The 19,774-nt window shown below is 66.4% G+C and carries 19 protein-coding genes; 6 read left to right on the forward strand and 13 right to left on the reverse strand.

The window, feature by feature from the left end; genetic code table 11:
• Positions 1 to 3: 3 nt before the first annotated feature.
• From A5697_RS17110 to A5697_RS17150, 9 genes are all read right to left on the reverse strand, one after another.
• Positions 4 to 1,158, reverse strand: coding sequence for an MCE family protein (locus tag A5697_RS17110; RefSeq protein ID WP_067946117.1), 1,155 nt, complete (start codon positions 1,156 to 1,158; stop codon positions 4 to 6).
• Complete coding sequence (locus tag A5697_RS17115) at positions 1,159 to 2,598, reverse strand: virulence factor Mce family protein (protein WP_068011461.1); 1,440 nt, start codon at positions 2,596 to 2,598, stop codon at positions 1,159 to 1,161.
• Positions 2,595 to 3,659, reverse strand: coding sequence for a virulence factor Mce family protein (locus A5697_RS17120; protein WP_067946120.1), 1,065 nt, complete (start codon positions 3,657 to 3,659; stop codon positions 2,595 to 2,597). The genes A5697_RS17115 and A5697_RS17120 overlap by 4 nt, the downstream gene beginning before the upstream one ends.
• Positions 3,649 to 4,701 carry a virulence factor Mce family protein gene (locus tag A5697_RS17125; protein WP_067946122.1) on the reverse strand — a complete coding sequence of 351 codons (1,053 nt, stop codon included), beginning with the start codon at positions 4,699 to 4,701 and terminating at the stop codon, positions 3,649 to 3,651. The genes A5697_RS17120 and A5697_RS17125 overlap by 11 nt, the downstream gene beginning before the upstream one ends.
• Positions 4,701 to 5,903, reverse strand: coding sequence for a virulence factor Mce family protein (locus A5697_RS17130; protein ID WP_068011462.1), 1,203 nt, complete (start codon positions 5,901 to 5,903; stop codon positions 4,701 to 4,703). Before A5697_RS17130 ends, A5697_RS17125 begins: the two co-directional genes overlap by 1 nt.
• Before the next feature lie 19 nt (positions 5,904 to 5,922).
• The gene (locus A5697_RS17135) at positions 5,923 to 6,765 is read right to left on the reverse strand and encodes an ABC transporter permease (protein ID WP_066955180.1); all 843 of its coding nucleotides are present in this window, start codon (positions 6,763 to 6,765) and stop codon (positions 5,923 to 5,925) included.
• Between the two features lie 7 nt (positions 6,766 to 6,772).
• Complete coding sequence (locus A5697_RS17140) at positions 6,773 to 7,537, reverse strand: ABC transporter permease (protein WP_067946127.1); 765 nt, start codon at positions 7,535 to 7,537, stop codon at positions 6,773 to 6,775.
• Positions 7,538 to 7,773: 236 nt separating this feature from the next.
• Complete coding sequence (locus A5697_RS17145) at positions 7,774 to 8,688, reverse strand: 3-oxoacyl-ACP reductase (protein ID WP_067946129.1); 915 nt, start codon at positions 8,686 to 8,688, stop codon at positions 7,774 to 7,776.
• 33 nt (positions 8,689 to 8,721) lie between these two features.
• Positions 8,722 to 8,913, reverse strand: a complete 192-nt coding sequence (locus tag A5697_RS17150) for a ferredoxin (RefSeq protein ID WP_066955960.1) — start codon at positions 8,911 to 8,913, stop codon at positions 8,722 to 8,724.
• Positions 8,914 to 9,114: 201 nt separating this feature from the next.
• Here A5697_RS17150 and A5697_RS17155 point away from each other — a divergent pair, with 201 nt between their 5' ends.
• The 5 genes from A5697_RS17155 (at position 9,115) to A5697_RS17170 (ending at position 14,002) form a co-directional block, all read left to right on the forward strand.
• Positions 9,115 to 10,293, forward strand: coding sequence for an acyl-CoA dehydrogenase (locus A5697_RS17155; protein ID WP_068011463.1), 1,179 nt, complete (start codon positions 9,115 to 9,117; stop codon positions 10,291 to 10,293).
• Between the two features lie 27 nt (positions 10,294 to 10,320).
• The gene (locus A5697_RS17160) at positions 10,321 to 11,418 is read left to right on the forward strand and encodes an acyl-CoA dehydrogenase family protein (RefSeq protein WP_067946133.1); all 1,098 of its coding nucleotides are present in this window, start codon (positions 10,321 to 10,323) and stop codon (positions 11,416 to 11,418) included.
• A gap of 4 nt (positions 11,419 to 11,422) precedes the next feature.
• Positions 11,423 to 12,970, forward strand: coding sequence for a long-chain-fatty-acid--CoA ligase FadD17 (gene fadD17 / locus A5697_RS17165; protein WP_068011464.1), 1,548 nt, complete (start codon positions 11,423 to 11,425; stop codon positions 12,968 to 12,970).
• Between the two features lies 1 nt (position 12,971).
• A complete protein-coding gene (locus A5697_RS27295) occupies positions 12,972 to 13,181 on the forward strand; it encodes a hypothetical protein (protein WP_231972094.1) in 210 nt (69 codons plus the stop codon).
• A gap of 107 nt (positions 13,182 to 13,288) precedes the next feature.
• A complete protein-coding gene (locus tag A5697_RS17170) occupies positions 13,289 to 14,002 on the forward strand; it encodes a serine hydrolase (protein ID WP_067946137.1) in 714 nt (237 codons plus the stop codon).
• Here A5697_RS17170 and A5697_RS17175 read toward each other — a convergent pair.
• Genes A5697_RS17175 through A5697_RS17190 form a run of 4 tightly spaced genes read right to left on the reverse strand, consistent with a single transcriptional unit; the run spans position 13,988 to position 18,787 of the window.
• Entirely contained in the window at positions 13,988 to 15,538 is a 1,551-nt protein-coding gene (locus A5697_RS17175; protein WP_068011465.1) for an acetolactate synthase large subunit, read from the reverse strand. The two genes, A5697_RS17170 and A5697_RS17175, sit on opposite strands and share 15 nt — an antisense overlap.
• The gene (locus A5697_RS17180; RefSeq protein WP_068011466.1) at positions 15,535 to 16,359 is read right to left on the reverse strand and encodes an amidohydrolase family protein; all 825 of its coding nucleotides are present in this window, start codon (positions 16,357 to 16,359) and stop codon (positions 15,535 to 15,537) included. The genes A5697_RS17175 and A5697_RS17180 overlap by 4 nt, the downstream gene beginning before the upstream one ends.
• 23 nt (positions 16,360 to 16,382) lie before the next feature.
• The gene (locus tag A5697_RS17185) at positions 16,383 to 17,150 is read right to left on the reverse strand and encodes a fructosamine kinase family protein (protein WP_068011467.1); all 768 of its coding nucleotides are present in this window, start codon (positions 17,148 to 17,150) and stop codon (positions 16,383 to 16,385) included.
• Entirely contained in the window at positions 17,147 to 18,787 is a 1,641-nt protein-coding gene (locus A5697_RS17190; protein WP_068011468.1) for an acyl-CoA synthetase, read from the reverse strand. Before A5697_RS17190 ends, A5697_RS17185 begins: the two co-directional genes overlap by 4 nt.
• Before the next feature lie 70 nt (positions 18,788 to 18,857).
• On the opposite strand from A5697_RS17190, the gene A5697_RS17195 reads away from it, so the two are divergent.
• A complete protein-coding gene (locus tag A5697_RS17195; RefSeq protein ID WP_067946160.1) occupies positions 18,858 to 19,676 on the forward strand; it encodes a crotonase/enoyl-CoA hydratase family protein in 819 nt (272 codons plus the stop codon).
• Positions 19,677 to 19,774 lie beyond the last annotated feature (98 nt).

A 19,774-nucleotide genomic window follows, 5' to 3' on the forward strand; every position in this document is an offset into this window, starting at 1 on the left:
CCCCTACTGTCCTGAACCGGTGCCAGGCGGAATCTTGAACGGGTCGGCCGCCTGTCCGGACAGGTTGGCCATTTCACCGACCAAAAAGTCGGGCGGATTCAGGATCTCGTTCATGTGGGCCATGTTCGGGTCGAAATACGCCGTGGTGAAGAAGGTTTCACCGAGCCGGCGCAGCGTGAGGTCGAAGGTGGTGAACACGTTGAGGTAGTCACCGCGCACCGCATTCTTGATGCCGAAGTTGGGGAAGGGGAACGTCAGCAAGAGCTGAAGCGACGTGACGAAGTTCTTCCGGTTGTCGGCGAGCGCCTTGGATGCGGCGTAGAGGTCTTTGAGGTCGGCGGCGAAGTCCACCTTGGTTTTCGCCAGCACATGCGAGGTCACCGTCGCCAGCTTCTTGAGCGCGGAGAACGCCTCGACGATATGGTCGCGGTTCTTGTTGAGCACCCGAATCGCGTCGGGCAGTGTGTCCAGCGCCCGGCCCAGGTTGTCCTTATCGCGCGCCAGGCTCGCCGAAAATCGGTTCAGGCCGTCGACCGCATCGATGATGTCGTTGACTTGCCGGTTGAGTCCGGCGGTCAGTTCCGCCAGCCGCGGCACCAGGTCGACGAACTGGTCTTGCCGACCCGCGACGGCCTGATAGGTCTCGTCGGTGATCTCTTCCAGGGCACCGACGTTGCCCTTGTTCACCACGACGCCGAGGGCCGACAGCACCTCCTCGGTGGTGGGATAGCGGCCGGTGTTGGACTCGGAGATTTTGGACCCGTCGGTCAGTTTGCCGACGGCCGGCTTGCCCTTGGGGCGCGCCAGGTCGATGTGCATCGAACCCAGCAGCGATGTCTGGGCGACGGTCGCTGTCGCATTGGCGGGCAGCGAAACATGCTTGTCCAGTGACAATTTCACTGCCGCGAAGAACGATCCATCGGACCGCTGCACGGCTTGAATGCCCGAGACGCTGCCGACGGTGACGTCGTCAACCATGACCGGAGAGTTCTGCGGCAGGGTCGCCACGTCGGGCAGATCGACGGTGATCGAGTAGGCGCCCCCGCCATGGCCCGCCGTGCCGGGCATCGCCAGCGAGTTCAGACCGTTGAATTGACAGCCGGCCAGCAGAGCGCTTCCCGCAGCTAAAGCGCTGCCGCGCAACCATATTCGGTTCACTCAGCCGCCCCCTTGATCGGTAGGCGCCACCGGCGCCTGGCCCGGCGCGGGGCCCGGGAGCGGCCCGAAAGCGCTCCCCGGGGCGGGGCCGGGGGCCGGACCGGCATTACCCAAGGCCGGCGCGGGGCCGGGGGCCGGGCCGGTCTGCGGAGCCGGCGGGACCAGCAACGCCTGCAGGTCCGCCGGGTTCTGGGCGGCGGGCGGCGTCTTGGCACCATTGGCCGGGATCCAGGTGAGATCGGGGACCGGGGTCGCCGACTTGGCCTGGGTTTCCGGGGTGTCGTAGATGATCTGACCCTTGTAGGCCGTAATCGTGTTCAGCGGGTGGAACATGATCGGCGGGTAATTGACGGTGAGCCTGCGCAGCACCGGTCCTAGCCGCTCACGGCAGAGCTCGGCGCGCTTGAAGTAGTCGGGGGCGCGCGGTCCGGCGGCCGTCTCGAAGGACCCACCGCAGATGAACTGCACGGGGTTGGCGAATTCCGGTATCGAGAGCAGGCCGTTGAGCGTGCCCTGCGCCGGGTCGTAGATGTTGTAGAAATTTGCGATGCCGGGGCCCGCCACGTGCAGCACCTGCTCGATGTTCTCGCTCTGGTCGCTCAGCGTCTTGGCGAAGTCGTTGAGGTTGTTGACCGTATCGATGATGGTCGAGTTGTTCTCGTGCAGGAATCCCCGGATGTCGGAGAGCGCCTTGTTGAGGGTGCCCAGGGTGTTGTCGAGGTGACGTGAGCTGTCGGCGAGCACCTGGGAGACCGAGGCGACGTTCCCGGCGAACTGGACGATCTGTTCGTTGCTGGCCGACAGCGCGTTGACCAGAACCTGAAGATTCTTGACCGTGCCGAAGATGTCACTGCGTGAATCCCCCAGCCGCCCGGCGGCTTGGGAGAGTTCGCGCAACGCGTTGTGAAACGACTCGCCGTTGCCGTTGAACGTGTCCGCGGCCTGGTTGATCGCCCGGCCCAACGGCCCCTGCATCGACCCCGTGGTGGGCCCGAGCTGCACGGCCAGTTGCGTCAGCGACTCTTTGACCTCGTCCCACTCCACCGGGACCCCGGTATGTTCCAGGCCAATGCTCGCGCCGTCGGCCAGCACCGGGCCACCGGTGTAAGCCGGCGTCATCTGAATGAACCGCGCCGCCACCAGGTTCGGCGACATGATGATGGCCTTGGCGTCCTTCGGGATCTTCACGTCCTTGGACACCGACATGGTGATCTTGACATCGGAGGGCCGCGGCTCGATGGTGTCGATGTGCCCCACCGGAACGCCCAGGACGCGGACCTGGTCGCCGGGATAGAGACCGACGGCGGACGTGAAGTAACCGACGATGCTGCGCGTATTGCCGGTCGACGACAGCACATAAACGCCACCCACCAACACCGCAATGAGCGCGATGGCGGTGGTGTAGCGCAGCCCCCGGCTGCCGGCGATCCGCCGCATCATGGCGACTTCGGCCTAATGATCCAACGCTCCTGGATCAGCCCGCGCAGGTAATCGGCCAAGCTGGCCGGCATCTTCCCGGGCTGGTAGAAGAAGTCGAACATCGTCGCGAGCAGCGGCGCGGGGATCACCCCGTAGACGTTGACGTTGAATCCCGGTCCGGAACCCACGACCTCGCCCAACTCGGTCGCGTAGGTCGGCAGCCGTTTGAGGGCCTCGGTGATGTAGTCGCGGCGCTCGTTGAGATTGCTCAGCACGTCGTTGAGCTTGCTCAGCGACGGCCCGAACTCCTTGCGGTTGTCGGCGACGAAGCCGGAGATCTGCGCGGAGAGTCCCTGGATTCCCGAGATCAGCCGCCCCAGGGCGGCTCGCCGCTCGTCGAGCGCGGCGAACAACTCGTTACCGTCGTCGACCAGCTTGTTGACCTGGTCGGCGCGCTGGGACAGCACGCCCGTCACCGACTTCGCATGTGCGAGAAGGCTTTGCAGCGCCTCGTCGCGCCGGTTCAGCGTTCGCGACAGCGTCGTCACACCGTCGAGCGCACCGCGCAGCTCGGGGGTGGCGTCGTGCAGCGTGTCGGTCAAGACGTTCAACGCCTGCTCGAACTGAGGCTTGTTCAGGTTGTTGGCGTTTTGACCCAGATCCTCCAGCGCGCCGGCGAGTGTGTACGGCGTGGTCGTGCGGCTGAGCGGGATCGTGGTCGACCTGCCGCTCCCGGCCGGGCTCACGGCGATGGAGCGCTCCCCGAGGATGGTGTCGGTGCGGATCGCGGCCAGTGACTGATCTCCAACGGCGACATGGCGATCCACGCTGAAGCTGATCTTGGCGCTGTCTCCGGCCAGGCCGACCGACGTCACCTTGCCTACCTTGAGGCCAGAGACGTACACCGCGTTACCGGGATTGATGCCGCCGGCGTCAGAGAAATAGGCGTCGTAGATCTTTCCCTGCGGCCAGAACGGTAATGCCGCGTAGCCGAATGCGATGAGCACAACACACACGACCAGCACCACCCCGAAGATGCCTGTGCGCAGCGGATCGCGCTCACGCTTGGCGTTACTTGGCAAAAGCGCACCTCCCCTTGCTGGGATCCACCTGGCCACCGAGGGGCAGCAGGATGTCGCTTCCCGCGGGGCCGTTGATCTTGATCGTCACCGAGCAGAAGTAAATGTTGAAGAACGAGCCGTAGGCACCCAGCGCGGCCAGCCGCAGATAATCCTCGCCCAGCTGCTCGACGTCGTTGTTTACCTCGGCCTTGCGGTTGTCCAGTTCGGTCGCCAGCGGCCGGGTGTTCTCCAGGATGCCCTGCAGCGGCCGGCGCGAATTCTGCAGTAGCTCGGTCAGATCCGTCGTCGTCGACGCCAGCGGCGGAATGGCGCCCGCGATGTCGTCCTTGTTCTTGGCCAGCCCGCTGATCAGTTGCTGCAACTGGTCGACGCTGGTCGAGAATTGGGCGCTGCGCTCATCGACGGTCTTGAGCACCGTGTTGAGGTTGTTGATCACGTCACCGATCAGTTGGTCGCGCTGGCCCAATGCCGACGAGAACGCGCTCGTGTCGGCCAGCACGTTGGACAACGCGCCGCCCTGGCCCTGCAACAACTCGATGACCGCGCTGCTGATCGTGTTGACCTTGTCCGCGTCCAGACCCTTGAGCACCGGGCGAAGCCCACCCAGCAGCGCGTCGAGATCCAGTGCAGGCTGGGTGTGTTGGGCGTTGATCGTGCCGCCCGGCGGCAGCTTCCGCAGCTCCCCCGGTCCCGAGGTGATCTCCAGATACCGGTCGCCGACCAGGTTTTCGTAGCGAATCACCGCGCGCGTCGAGGAATAAAGCGTGTAACGATTGTCGAGACCGAACGACACGTCGATGGTGTTGTCGGGGTTGAGCTTTACGCCGGACACCGCACCGACCGGAACACCGGCGATGCGCACCTTCTGGCCCGCCTTCAACCGGGACACATCGGTAAACGTTGCGTGATAAGTGCTTTCGGGACCGAACCGGAAGTCACCGAAGATCACCACCAAGCCCGCGGATACGAGCAGCATGGCCACCGTGAAGATGCTGACCTTGATCATCATCGAGCGGTGCGTCGGCATCTCCCCCGCGGCCATCAGAAGTCGTCCCGTTCCGCGAAGGCGCCGTGGAACAAGAACTGAAGCGTCGAGGGCGCGTCGAACTGCAGTTCGGTGAACGGCTCGTACGGAATGTTCGCGTTGTCGGTGACCAGGAACGGTGACCGGAAGAACGACCCACCGGTCTGTTTCGTCGGAATGTCCGGCAGCCCACGGCAGTTCGGCCCACCTGAGGCGTTGACGATCGGCAGGGACTCGGGGAACGTGTACGACGGCGCGCCGAGGACGAAGCTCGAGGACGTGAACAGGCCCGCTTTGCGGACACCGAGCAGTGGGGCGAACTCCTTGATACCGCGCTCGATGCCGGCGAACAGGCAGCCGAATTCGGGTGAATAATCAGCGGCCACCTTCAGTGGGGCCCGCAGCCGGTTGATGGCGTCGATGAAGTCCTGTTCGGCCGGAGCCAACGTCTCATAAGCGTTGTTGGCCAGGCCGATCGTGGCCAGCAAGGTGTCGTTGAGGTTGTTCTGCTGGTCGACGACGGTCTTGTTGATCGTCGGAAGGTTGTCGAAGATGGTGTTGAGATCCGGAGCGGCGTCGGCGTAGATGTTGGTGACGACGGCGGCCTTGCGGAAATCCTCCTGCAGCGCAGGCAGCTTCGGGTTTGCCTGGCGTGTCAATGTGTTCAGGCCAGACAAGATACCGCCGAAGTCGTCGCCGTGACCGCGCAGACCCTCGGACAGCGCGCTCAAAGTGCCGTTGAGTTCGACGGGGTCGATCTTGTGCAGCAGGTCCATCAGCGACTGGAACAGGGTGTTGACTTCCAGCTGCACCGCAGAGGCCGCAACGTGGGCGTTCGGACGTAGGGAGGTCGGCGAAGGGTTCTGCGGCGGAAGGAATTCCACCGATTTGGCGCCGAATATGGTGTTACCCGCGATATGCACCGGCGCATTGGAGGGAACGAAGTGCATGTCGTCGCTGTTGATGCCCAGCGTCAGACGCGCCTGGTCATCGGAGTAGTCGATGGCCTCGACCTTGCCGATCTGGATGCCCCGGTATTTGACCTTGGCGCCTTTCTCCATCACCAGCCCGGCCCGGGGAGCCGAGACCGTGACCTTGTCGATCGAGGCGAAAGCCGCTGTGTAGGAAAGGTAAGTCACGACGGCGAACGCCAGTATCAGGCCGGCCAGCACTACGGCTGCCAGCCTGACGGAGGTACGTCGCGTTCCTGTGTCTGCCATGTTCCTTTAAGCGGTCCTCTTACCCGGAGAGGTTGAAGTTACCGGACGCGCCGTAAACGGCGAGTGAGATGAACAGTGTGATGACGACGACGACGATCAGCGAGGTGCGCACGGCCTGGCCGACCGCGATGCCGACGCCGACCGGCCCGCCGCTGGCGTTGTAGCCGTAATAGGTATGGACGAGCATCACCGCGATGGACATGACGATCGCCTGCAGGAACGACCACAGCAGGTCCGAGGGGATCAGGAAGGTGTTGAAGTAGTGGTCGTAGAGACCCTTGGATTGTCCGTTGATGTACACCGTGGTGAAGCGGGCGGCGAAGAACGCGGCCAGTACCGACAGTGAATACAACGGGATGATCGCGATGAGTCCGGCGATCAGCCGGGTCGACACCAGGTAGGACACCGAGTGCACCGCCATGCATTCGACCGCGTCGATCTCCTCGGACACCCGCATGGCGCCCAATTGCGCGGTGGCACCGGCGCCGATGGTGGCGGCCAGCGCGATGCCCGCGATCACCGGCGCGACCACGCGGACGTTGAGAAAAGCCGACAGGAAGCCGGTCAGCGCCTCGATGCCGATGTTGCCCAACGAGGAATACCCCTGCACGGCGATGACGCCGCCGGAGGCCAGGGTGAGGAAGGCCGCGACACCCACCGTGCCGCCGATCATCACGAGCGCCCCCGCGCCCATTGTCATCTCGGCGATCAGCCGGACCGTCTCTTTGCGGTAGCGGGTGAGGGCATTCGGGACGTACCGGACGGTCTGCCCGTAGAACAACGCCTGCTCACCGAAGTCGTCGATCGGCTCCTGCAGCCGGAAGGCGAGGTTACGCAGCCGGTAGGTGACGTCGTAGCTCATCGAGTACTCACTTCGCCGAGATTCGTACGCCGATGGCGGTCATCACCACGTTGATGACGAACAGACAGATGAATGCGTAGACCACGGTTTCGTTGACCGCGTTGCCGACGCCCTTCGGGCCACCCTTGACGGTCAGGCCGCGATAGCAGCCGACCAGGCCGGCCATCACTCCGAACAGCAGCGCCTTGACCTCGGCGAGCACCAGCTCGCGCAGGCCGGTCAGCACGGTCAGTCCGTTGATGAAGGCGCCCGGGTTGACACCCTGCAGGAAGACGGAGAACACATAACCACCGGACAGGCCGATGGCGCACACCAAGCCGTTGAGCAAAAGCGCAACAACAGTGGAGGCCAGCACGCGGGGTACCACGAGTCGCTGGACCGGGTCGATGCCCAGCACCCGCATCGCGTCGATCTCCTCGCGGATGGTGCGCGCGCCGAGGTCGGCGCAGATCGCGGTGGCGCCGGCACCCGCGACGACGAGCACGGTGACCACCGGACCCAGCTGGGTGATGGTGCCGAAGGCCGTTCCGGCGCCGGACAAGTCGGCGGCGCCGATTTCGCGGAGCAGGATATTCAGCGTGAACGCCACCAGCACAGTGAATGGAATCGATACCAGCAGCGTCGGGACCAGCGACACGCGCGCGATCATCCACGTCTGTTCGAGGAACTCGCCCAATTGGAACGGCCGGCGGAAAGCCTGCCGGCCGGTGTCGATCATCATTTCGAAGAACCCGCCGACGGCACGGGCGGGGACGGCAAGCTGCTGCATCAACTTGGCTACCCCCCTCAGCTGCTCGCGGCGAAGTCTATGCGTCGCCTTAGCGGTATCTCTCGTCGCATGCGGCTCGGTGTGAGCCGGATCATATTAACCCAGAACAAGTTAATGCTGTCAATGAACAGCATTTCCTTGTCTGAAACGTTAACTTGCCAGGTCAGATGCGCTTATGACATTCCAAACTGACACACGTTCTTACTGCTGATTCCCCCCCACGAAGTAACCTCACACAGCTATTGCTCCATCAGCCCCACCGCGGAAAAGTTCCGCTCCGGATCCCGCCCAGCAAAGTACTCTTGCAGCGTCGCACTCAGTTGCGCAGGCTCCCAAGCCTCCCCCGAGGCGCTGAACTGATGCTCAGCGGTCGGCGCCGCAACCAATGTCACCCGCGGCCCGTAGACGATGAATACCTGGCCGTTGACTTCCGCGGCCGCCGGCGACGACAAGAACTTGACCAGGCTGACCACGTGCTCGGGTGACAGCGGGTCGATCCCGCCCTCCTCGACGTCAGGTGCGGCACCGAAGACGTCGGCTGTCATGGCGGTACGGGCGCGCGGGCAAATCGCGTTGGCGCACACCCCGTACCGACCGAGCGCCCGCGCGGCCGTCAGGGTGAGCGAGATGATGCCGGCCTTGGCGGCGCCGTAGTTGGCCTGACCCACCGGGCCGACGAGCCCCGCCTCCGACGCCGTGTTGACCAGCCGGCCGTAGACGGTTCCCCCGGCATCCTTTGCTTTGGAGCGCCAGTAGGTGGCCGCGTTGCGGGTGAGCAGGAAGTGGCCGCGCAGGTGCACCGCGATCACCAGGTCCCATTCCTCGTCGGACATGTTGAACAGCATTCGGTCGCGGGTGATCCCCGCGTTGTTGACCACGATGTCCAGTCCACCGAGACCATCGGCCTGGGCGACCAGCTCGTCGGCGGTTGCCCGCTCGCTGATGTCGCCGGCCACCGCGACCGCCTTGGAGCCGGCGGTGTTGATCTCGTCGATGACGTCTGAGGCATCGAGGGCGGCGGCGATGTCGTTGACGACGACGGTGGCGCCGGCCCGGGCGAGGCCGAGAGCTTCGGCGCGGCCCAGTCCCGCGGCCGCACCGGTCACCACCGCGACCTTTCCGGAGAGATCGGTCGCGTTCGTGCTGCTAGTCAATTTATGAATACCTCTAGTTTCGGGTCACGCACTTCAGTCTTCGCGCAACAGCGCGGCTCGCGGGCATTCGGCAATCGCCTGCTCGGCCAACTGCTCCTGATCGGCGGGAATGGGGTCGAGCTTCACGACGGCGTAATCGTCGTCGTCCAGGTCGAAGATATCCGGCGCGATTCCCATGCACACGGCATTACCTTCACACCGGTCACGGTCGACGATCACCCGCACAGCACCCTCCTTGCACCTGGCCTTCACCTGAGGACATGCCCCATCAGTATGTAGGACCACCATAGGGCCCCGATACCGCCGGGGAAACGGCCGCTGGAATCTCAGACTAGAACGTGTTACAACCGGGAAGACGAACGGGTAGTTCTCGGCCGAGTAACGTCGGCTAGTCGAGGCGTGTCACGTTAACAAAGGACGGCTGGAATGCGCATCAGTTACACCCCTGAACAGGAGGAGCTGCGTCGCGAGCTGCGGTCGTACTTCACCACGCTGATGACCCCCGAGCGGCGGGAGGCGCTGCACTCGACGCAGGGCGAGGTGGGAACCGGCACCGCCTACCGCGACACCGTCGCGCAGATGGGCAAGGACGGGTGGCTGACCCTGAACTGGCCCAAAGAGTACGGCGGTCAGGACCGCTCGCCGATGGACTCGCTGATCTTCACCGACGAGGCCGCGATCGCCGGGGTGCCGGTGCCGTTCCTGACCATCAACAGTGTGGCGCCGACCATCATGGCGTTCGGCACCGAGGAACAGAAGAAATTTTTCCTCCCCAAGATCGCGGCCGGTGAGTTGCACTTCTCCATCGGCTACTCCGAGCCGGGTGCCGGCACGGACCTGGCGAACCTGCGGACCACCGCCGTCCGCGACGGTGATGACTACGTCATCAACGGCCAGAAGATGTGGACCAGCCTGATCGCCTACGCCGACTGGGTCTGGCTGGCCGTCCGCACCAACCCCGAGGCCAAGAAGCACCGCGGCATTTCCATGCTGACCGTCCCGACGACGGCCGAGGGGTTCTCCTGGACGCCCGTGCACACCATGGCCGGTGTGGACACCAGCGCTACCTATTACTCCGACGTGCGAGTCCCGGTCACCAACCTGATCGGTGAGGAGAACGGCGGATGGAAGCTGGTGACCAACCAGCTCAACCACGAACGCGTCGCTCTGGTTTCGCCGCAACCGATCTTCCTGGCGCTCCGCGAGGTTCGCGAGTGGGCGCAAAACACCAAGGATGCCGGCGGGGCCCGGTTGATCGACTCGGAGTGGGTGCAGATCAACCTGGCCCGGGTGCACGCCAAGGCCGAGGTCCTCAAGCTGATCAACTGGGAACTGGCGTCGTCCAACAGCGAGTCCTTGTCGCCGGCCGACGCGTCGGCGGCCAAGGTGTACGGCACCGAACTGGCCACCGAGGCGTACCGGCTGCTGATGGAGGTGCTGGGGACCGCGGCGACGGTGCGCCAGGATTCGCCGGGCGCGCTGCTGCGCGGCCGGGTCGAGCGGATGCACCGCGCGTGCTTGATCCTGACCTTCGGTGGCGGCACCAACGAAGTGCAGCGCGACATCATCGGCATGGTCGCGCTGGGCCTGCCTCGAAACCGCTGAGCCCCCTCTTCCTAAGGACGAACATCGATGGACTTCTCGACAACCGAAGCGGCGAACGATCTCGGCGGCCTGGTCGACACGATCGTGAATTCGGTATGCACACCGGAACACCAGCGTGAGCTCGACAAGCTAGACCAACGGTTCGACCGTGAGCTGTGGGGCAAGCTCGTCGACGCCGGCATCCTCACCAGCGCTTCGGCCACCTCGGTGGGCGGCGATGGATTCGGGGTGCTCGAGCAGGTCGCCATCCTGGTGGCGTTGGGTCACCAGTTGGCGGCCGTGCCTTACCTGGAGTCGGTGATGCTGGGCGCCGGTGCATTGGCCCGCTTCGGAACCGAGGCGCTGCAACAGGATTGGGCCGCCCCCGCGGTCAGCGGTGAGAAGATCATCGCCGTCGCGCTGCTGGGCGAGATGGGTGAGGGTCCAGTGCAGGCCACCCGCGCCGGCAACGGTTATCGCCTCACCGGTACCCGGACCCAGGTCGGCTTCGGGCCGGCGGCCGACGCCTTCCTCGTTCCGGCCGAGACCGATTCCGGCACGGCCGTTTTCGTCGTCGCCGCCGGCGATCCCGGCGTTTCGGTGACCGCGTTGCAGACCACCGGCCTGGGCAGCGTCGGGCACCTGGCGCTGGACGGGACCGAGGTGGACGGCACCCGGATGGTCGGCGGCGCCGAGGTTGTTGTCTGGCTCGACACGCTGGCTGCTCTGGGCCGCAGCGCCTTCCAGCTCGGAGTGCTGGAACGAGGGCTGCAGCTTACCGCCGAATACGCCCGTGAGCGCGAGCAATTCGACCGCCCGATCGGTAGCTTCCAGGCGGTGTCGCAGCGGCTGGCCGACGGCTACATCGACGTCAAGGGCTTGCGGCTGACGCTCACCCAGGCGGCGTGGAAGGTCTCCGAGGACGTTCCCGCCGACATCGACGTGGCCAGCGCCGCGTTTTGGGCCGCCGACGCCGGGCACCGCGTGGCGCACACCATCGTGCACGTGCACGGCGGCGTCGGCGTGGATACCGACCACCCCGTACACCGCTACTTCCTGGCCGCCAAGGAGGCCGAATTCGCGTTGGGTGGTGCCACCGGCCAGCTGCGCCGGATCGGCCGCGAGCTGGCGGAAACCCCTGCCTAGTTTCGTGCTTCCTCCTGACCCCACGGTCACCAGGCTGCTGGTACCGCTGGTCGAGATCGAGGACCGCGGCGTCTATTTCGAAGACTCGTACGTCAGCTGGCGCGATCACCTGCGTCACGGCGCCGCGATCGCGGCGGCCCTGCGTGACCGTCTCGACCCGTCGAGACCGCCGCACGTCGGCGTGCTGCTGGAGAACACCCCGTTCTTCTCGGCGATGCTGGCGGCGGCCGGCATGTCCGGGATCGTGCCGGTGGGCCTCAACCCGGTGCGCCGCGGCGACGCGCTGGCGCGCGACATCGCCCATGCCGACTGCCAAGTGGTGCTATCCGACACGAACTCGGCCGAGTCGCTTGGCGGTATCGACCACGTGAACGTCGACTCCGCCGAGTGGGCCGACGAAGTGGCCGCACATCGCGGTGCCGAGCCGCACTTCCAATCGGCGACGGCCGCAGACCTTTTCATGCTGATCTTCACCTCGGGTACCAGTGGCGAGCCGAAGGCGGTCAAGTGCAGCCACGGCAAGGTCGCGATCGCGGGCGTGACGATGACACAGCGCTTCGACCTCGGCCACGATGACGTCTGCTACGTGTCGATGCCGCTGTTTCATTCCAACGCGGTGCTGGTCGGCTGGGCGGTGGCGGTGGCCTGCCAGGGCTCACTGGCGTTGCGGCGCAAGTTCTCCGCGTCCAACTTCCTGGTCGATGTCCGCCGCTTCGGCGCCACCTACGCCAACTACGTCGGCAAGCCCCTGTCGTACGTGCTGGCCACGCCTGAAAAGCCCGACGATGCGGACAATCCGCTGCGGGCGGTGTACGGCAACGAGGGCGTGCCTCGCGATGTCGAACGCTTCGCACGGCGGTTCGGCTGCGTAGTCCAGGACGGGTTCGGTTCCACCGAAGGCGGGGTGGCGATCGCGCGCACCCCGGACACCCCGGACGGCGCGCTGGGCCCGCTGCCCGAGGGCGTGGACATCGTCGACCCCGACACCGGCGCGTCCTGCCCCGCCGGCGTGGTCGGGGAGCTGGTGAACACCGCCGGACCGGGCCGGTTCGAGGGCTACTACAACGACGAGGCCGCCGAGGCCGAGCGGATGGCCGGGGGGGTCTACCACACCGGCGACCTCGCCTACCGCGACGACGCCGGCTACGCGTACTTCGCGGGACGGCTGGGCGATTGGATGCGTGTCGACGGTGAAAACCTCGGTGCCGCCCCGATCGAACGGGTGCTGCTACGCCACCCCGACGTGACGGAGGTGGCCGTCTACGCGGTGCCGGATACGGTGGTCGGTGACCAGGTGATGGCCGCTTTGGTGTTGGCGTCCGGGGCCGAGTTCGACGCCGAGAAGTTCCGCGCCTTCCTGGCCGGGCAGCCCGACCTGGGGCCCAAGCAGTGGCCGTCCTACGTCCGGGTCAGCGCCGAACTTCCGCGCACGGTGACCTTCAAGGTGCTCAAGCGCCAATTGGCAGCGCAGGGTGTCGACTGCGACGATCCGGTGGTGCGAATCCAGCCGCAGAGGCAGAGAGGAACGTCCGCGGGTGATGAAACTCCGTAAGGTGATCGCAGCGTCGGCCCTTCTCGCCTCCCTGGGTCCGGCCGCGCTCGGGTTGGGTGCCGGTTTCGCCGCGGCCGAGCCTGTGCCGCCGCCGCCTCCGCTGCCTCCCCCGCCGCCGCTGGTATGGGCACCGCAGACGCCGGAGCCCGATCCGTGGCAACCGCCGCCGCAGGAGGAGTCACCCCCGCTGCCGCCGCTGCCGCCGAGCTAGCGACGCGCCGGCACCGTTGTCGCACTGGGCGTTCAGACGATCGACGATAATGCGACATTGCACAGACATGTCGTCGAAGGAGACGCGATGGTTGGTCCGATCAGCGCATGACTTCCCGGCCTCTGGAGACAGCGCTAGAAGCGAGCTTCGACCAGCTTTCCGCCACCGTACCGGCGGACGTCGGCATTGCGATCGCCCGGCCGGATCGCACCTACTCGCTGGGTCGGTGGTGGTCCGGTGTCGCGTGGTCGACCATCAAGGTGCCGTTGGCGATCGCCGCGCTGCGCTCCGATTGGTTGCACGCCAAGGACCTGGCGGTCAAGGCCATCACGGAATCCGACAATCGCGCGTCGGAGCAATTGTGGTCCCGCCTGGGCGATCCGGAGGAAGCGGCACGGCGAGTGCAGGGTGTGATCGCCGAGGGCGGTGACACGGCCACCGTCGTCGAATCTCGTCGGCTTCGGCGTGGGTATACGGCTTTCGGCCAGACGCAGTGGACCCTGCAGCGGCAAGCAAGGTTCGCGGCCGAGCTGCCGTCGATCCCCGATTCGACCGACGTCATCGACCTGATGCAGCGCCTCACCAGCGGTCATCGCTGGGGGCTGGCCGCCAAAGGCCTTGCGGCCAAGGGTGGTTGGGGCCCCGGCATGCACGGCGACTACCTGGTGCGGCAGTTCGGCATCGTGCCCACGCCATCGGGGCAGTGGGGCGTGGCGCTGGCGGCCCGGGTCCACGACGGGGTGTTGGAGACCGGCGTCGAGGTCATGAACACGATGTCCGAGTGGGTCCTCAGCCGCCTTCCCGGGTTAGCCCGTTATTGACGGCACCACGGCGTCGATCAGGTGCGGCCCGGGTTCGCTCAAGGCTTGACGCAGCGCGTCGGCGAATTCCTCCGCGGTGGTGACGCGGCGGGCGGGCACGCCCATCCCCTCGCTGAGCTTGACGAAATCCATTGTGGGGCGCGACAAGTCCAGCAGGTCCAGCGCCGTCGGCCCGGGGGCCGACCCGGCACCCACCCGAGCCAACTCGATCCGGAGGATGTCGTAGGCGCTGTTGTCGTAGATCACGGTCGTCACGTTCAGGTTTTCCCGCGCTTGAGTCCACAGTCCGGAGATCGTGTACATCGCCGAGCCGTCGGATTCCAGGCAGAGCACCGGACGATCGGGTGCGGCCACCGCGGCGCCCACGGCGGCCGGAATGCCGTATCCGATCGCCCCGCCGGTCAGCGTCAGCCAGTCATGGGCCGGCGCCCCCGCGGTGGCCTGGGCCAGCAGCACGCCGGAGGTGTTCGATTCGTCGACGACGATCGCCCGTTCCGGCAGCAGCGCGCCGATCACGTCGGCCGCCGATGCGGACGTCAGGGCGCCCGTCGGCAGCGGCGGCCGCGCCGCCGCCGCCACCGGGGCAGCCGTTCCGGGCGCGACCTCGTCGGCCACCGCGGCGAGCGCCTCGGCGGCACCACTGTGCCCGGCGAGCAGATGCACCTCGCAACCGGCCGGGACGAGGTCACTGGGCATGTTCGGATAGGCGAAGAACGACACCGGCGACTTGGCGCCGGCCAGCACCAGATGCTTGGCATCCCCGAGTTGGGCGGTTGCGGCCTCGGCGAAATAGGCCAGCCGCTCGACGGCGGGGACCCCCGCGCCGCGCTCCAGCCGAGTCGGAAACGTCTCGCACAACACCCGCGCGCCGGTCGCCTGCGCGATCCGCGCGGCGGCCGCAAGGCCCGGTCCGCGGGTGGCGTCACCGCCGATCATGACGACCGTCGGCTCTCCCGAGCGCAGCACCTCGATCACCTCGAACCCCAACCGCCGCTCGGCACCCGCGGGTTCCGCGGGCACGGTGCCGCAGGGTTGCGCGCCGTCCGACCATGACACGTCGGCGGGCAGGATCAGCGTCGAAATCTGCGAGCCCGCGCGGCTGGCGGCGATCGCCTCGGCGGCGTCGGACGCGACGTCCGCGGTGTGTTCGGTGCGACCCACCCACCCCGAGACCGTGCCGGCGAGCGCGTCGATGTCGGATTCCAGTGGGGCGTCGTACTTTTTGTGATACGTGGCGTGGTCGCCGACGACCACCACCATCGGCACCTGAGCACGCCGGGCGTTGTGCAGGTTCGCCAGGCCGTTGCCCAGGCCGGGACCCAGGTGCAGCAGCACTGCGGCCGGCCGGCCGGCGATGCGGGCATAGCCGTCGGCCGCGCCGGTTGCGACTCCCTCGAACAGCGCCAGCACGCCGCGCATGCGCGGGACGGTGTCCAGCGCGGCCACGAAGTGCATCTCCGAGGTGCCCGGGTTGGCGAAGCACACGTCGACGCCGCCGTCGACCAGGGTGTTGATCAGGGCCTGGGCACCGTTCACGTGATCGCCTCCAGTTTGAAAACGCGCTCGGCGTTGCCGTGCAGGAAGTCTCGGCGGCCCTCCTCGGCCAGGCCGAGGTCATCCAGTCCCGCCAGGGCGTGCGTGTGGGTCATCATCGGATAGTTGGTGCCGAACAAGACCTTGCGTTGTCCGGTACCGGTTTTCATGAACCGGACGAGCTCATCCGGAAGTCGCTTGATCGTGTAGGCCGACGTGTCGATGTAGACATTCGGATGCTTGCGTGCGACGGCGACCATCTCCTCGGTCCACGGATAACCGACGTGGCCGCACACGATCACCAGTTCGGGGAAGTCGAGCGCGACCTGGTCGATGTAGGGAATCGGGCGGCCGGTCTCCGATGGTCGCAGCGGACCGGTATGGCCCACCTGGGTGCAGAACGGCACGCCCAGGTCCACGCATTCGGCGAACAGCGGGTAGTAGCGGCGGTCGGTGGGCGGTGCGTTCCACAGCCACGGCACCACCCGCAGGCCCAGGAATCCCTCTCGAACACGGCGCCTCAGTTCACGGACCGCTTCCATCGGGCGATCGAGGTCGACGGTGGCCAGCCCGCCAAACCGGTTCGGATGCAGGCGAATCCACTCGGCGACCTCGTCGTTGGAAACCAAATCCTGGCCGCCGGGGCCGCGCCACGCGCTGAGCAGGCCGAAGCGGACATCGGCCGCGTCCATGCTCGCGATGCTCGCCTCGATCGGGACGTCGGCATCCGGTATGGAGTCACCGGTCCAGCGCCGCAAGGATGCCAGCATGTCGCTGCGCAGGAACCGCGCAGTCGGGTGCTGCATCCACACATCGACCGTCATAGAGGTCCAACAGTAGACGGAGGTTAGGCGGCCATCGCCCCGCGGGCGGCCGTGTGCGTCCGCTGGGCGTACCCGCCGCCGAAGAGCACGACGTGCGCCAGCAAGGGGAAGAGCTGGTGCAACCCGATGCGGTTGTGCCAGCCGGCGCGCAGCGGCCGGACCCGCTCGTAGCCCGCGATGATGTCGTCGTAGTGCGGACAGCCGAACAGCTCGAGCATCGCCAGGTCGGTTTCGCGGTGACCGGCGTGCGCGGCCGGGTCGATCAGCACCACCCCTTCGGGCGTCCACATCACGTTGCCGCTCCACAGATCGCCGTGCAGCCGCGCGGGCCGGTCGTCGTCGTCGAAATCGCCGGAGCGGCAACGCGCTACGACGGAATCGACGGCGCCGCGGGTGGAAGCATCGAGCCGCGGTGCGGCCAGTTCCGCCATCGGGATCAGCCGCTCCTCGGCGTAGAAGTCACCCCAGCGGCGGTGCCGCCGCAGCGACATCGGCAGCGGCTGAGACAGCGGCCCGAAGAACCCGGGTCCGTCCCATCCGTCGGGCCCGGCGCCGAACGCGGGGGCACCCGCGTCGTGCGTGACGGCGAGCCGGCCGCCGAACGCGAGCGCCGCCTCGGGGCTCGGTGGCACCGAGTCAAGCCGCCGCAGGGTCAGGCTCGTCGCGTCGACGGAGACGACGTGCGCGCACGGCACGCCCCCGTCGACTCCGGCCAGCCACCGCAATCCGGCGGCCTCCCACGCGAAGTAGCCGCTCGGCGCGGCCGGGTGTTGCTTGACGAAGTCGCTCAAGCGGTCGCGTGGGCGGCGTGCACGTCGTCGGCGGGACGCGCCTCCGTCTGCTCCTTGGCCCAGCGGTAGTCGGGCTTACCGGCCGGTGACCGCTTCACCTCGTCGACCAGCCAAAGGCTGCGGGGCACTTTGTATCCGGCGATATCGGAGCGCACAAAGCGGTCCAGCTCCGCCAGCGACGGCCGGGCACCCGTGCGGGGCTGCACGACCGCGGCCACGTGCTGGCCGTAGCGGGGATCGGGAACTCCGACCACCAGCGCGTCGAACACGTCGGGGTGGCCCTTGAGCGCCGCCTCGACCTCCTCGGGGTAGATCTTCTCGCCGCCGCTGTTGATCGACACCGAGCCGCGGCCCAGCATCGTGACGGTGCCGTCCTCCTCGACCAGGGCCCAGTCCCCAGGGATCGCGTAGCGGACCCCGTTGATGGTTTTGAACGTCTCGGCCGTCTTCTTCTCGTCCTTGTAGTAGCCGACGGGGATGTTGCCCTTCTTGGCGATGAAGCCGCGCACGCCCGAGCCCGGCTTCACCTCGTTGCCGTCCTCGTCGAGCACCACGGTGCGATGGTCGATGGTCACGCGCGGGCCGCTGCTGTGCGGCGCACCCTTGGCGACAATGCTGGTGCCGCCGAATCCGGTCTCCGAGGAGCCGATGGAGTCGGTGATGATCCGGTTGGGCAACAGCTCGAGCAGGCGCTCCTTGATGCTCGGCGAGAACAACGCCGCGGTGCTGCCCAACATGAACAGCGACGACAGGTCGTAGTCGTTCTTCTTGTCGAGCGCATCGAGCAACGGCCGGGCCATCGCGTCGCCGGTGAAGAACAGCATGTTCACCTTATGCTCGTGAATCGTGCGCCAGACCTCTTCGGCGTTGAATTCCGGTGCCAGCACGGTGGTTTGGCCCGAGAAGATCGACCGCCAGGTGGCCGACTGGGTCGCGCCGTGGATCATCGGCGGAACCGGGTAGTTGATCATCGGCGGGTTCGCGGCCGCGCCCTTGGCCAGGTCGTATTCGCCCTCGACGAATTCGCCGGTGGCGAAGTCTGTTCCACCGAGCAGCACCCGGTAGACGTCCTCGTGGCGCCACATCACGCCTTTGGGAAAGCCCGTCGTGCCACCCGTATACAGCAGGTAGATGTCGTCGGCGCTGCGCTCACCGAAGTCGCGCTCCGGCGAGCCCTGCGCGATCGCCGTGTAGAACTCGACGCCGCCGTAGCGCTGGTAGTCGTTGTCGCTGCCGTCCTCGACGACAAGGATCGTCTTGACGTTCGGGGTGTCCGGCAGCACGTTGGCCACCCGGTCGGAGTACTGCCGCTCGTGGACCAGGGCGACCATGTCGGAGTTGTCGAACAGATAGCGCAGCTCGCCCTCGACGTAGCGGTAGTTGACATTGACGATGATGGCGCCGGCCTTGACGATGCCGAGCATCGCGATGACGATCTCGATGCGGTTGCGGCAGTACAGCCCGACCTTGTCGTCCTTTTTCACCCCCTGGTCGATCAGGTAATGGGCGAGGCGGTTGGCCTTCTCCTCCAACTGGGCGTAGGTCAGCTTCTCGTCGCCGCAGATCAGGGCGACACGATCCGGCACAGCGTCGATGGCGTGCTCTGCGAGATCGGCAATATTCAGGGCCACGGCCACCAAATTAGAACGTGTTACATTTCTTGACAAGCTCACCCCCTACGTGGACGGAAAGGCGGTAGCCGTGGCTGTGCAGAATGGCGAGGCTCCAGCAAACGAACAACCGGGACCCGACGCCCTCGTCGAGCAGCGCGGTCACACCCTGATCGTCACGTTGAACCGGCCGCACGCTCGCAACGCCCTGAGCACCGAAATGATGGAAATCATGGTGCAGGCCTGGGACCGCGTCGACAACGATCCGGACATCCGCTGCTGCATCCTGACCGGGGCCGGTGGCTACTTTTGCGCCGGCATGGACCTCAAGGCGGCAACCAAGAAGCCGCCGGGTGAGTCGTTCAAGGACGGCAGCTACGACCCGTCGCGAATCGACGCTCTGCTGAAGGGGCGCCGGCTGACCAAACCGCTGATCGCGGCCGTCGAAGGGCCCGCGATCGCCGGGGGCACCGAGATCCTGCAGGGCACCGACATCCGCATCGCGGGCGAGAGCGCCAAGTTCGGCATCTCGGAGGCCAAGTGGAGCCTCTACCCGATGGGCGGGTCGGCCGTGCGGCTGGTGCGGCAAATCCCCTATACGGTCGCGTGCGATCTGCTGCTGACCGGCCGGCACATCACCGCCACCGAGGCCAAGGAGATGGGCCTGATCGGGCATGTGGTGCCGGACGGCCAGGCGTTGACCAAGGCGCTCGAGATCGCCGAGATCATCGAGAACAACGGCCCGCTGGCCGTGCAGGCGATCCTGCGGGCGATCCGCGAGACCGAGGGAATGCACGAGAACGAGGCCTTCAAGATCGACACCCAGATCGGCATCAAGGTGTTCCTGTCCGACGACGCCAAGGAAGGCCCCCGGGCGTTCGCCGAGAAGCGCAAGCCCAACTTCCAGAACAAGTAGACCCCTCTGGCGCAGACCCCTCGGGCACCCTTTTCCCGCCGAACGTGCTCTCAGGGCGGGAAAATCGGCTAAATCCCGCCACCAGAGCACGTTCGGCG

It is taken from the genome of Mycobacterium sp. E3251 (assembly GCF_001666835.1).
In the GTDB taxonomy this organism is placed as follows: domain Bacteria; phylum Actinomycetota; class Actinomycetes; order Mycobacteriales; family Mycobacteriaceae; genus Mycobacterium.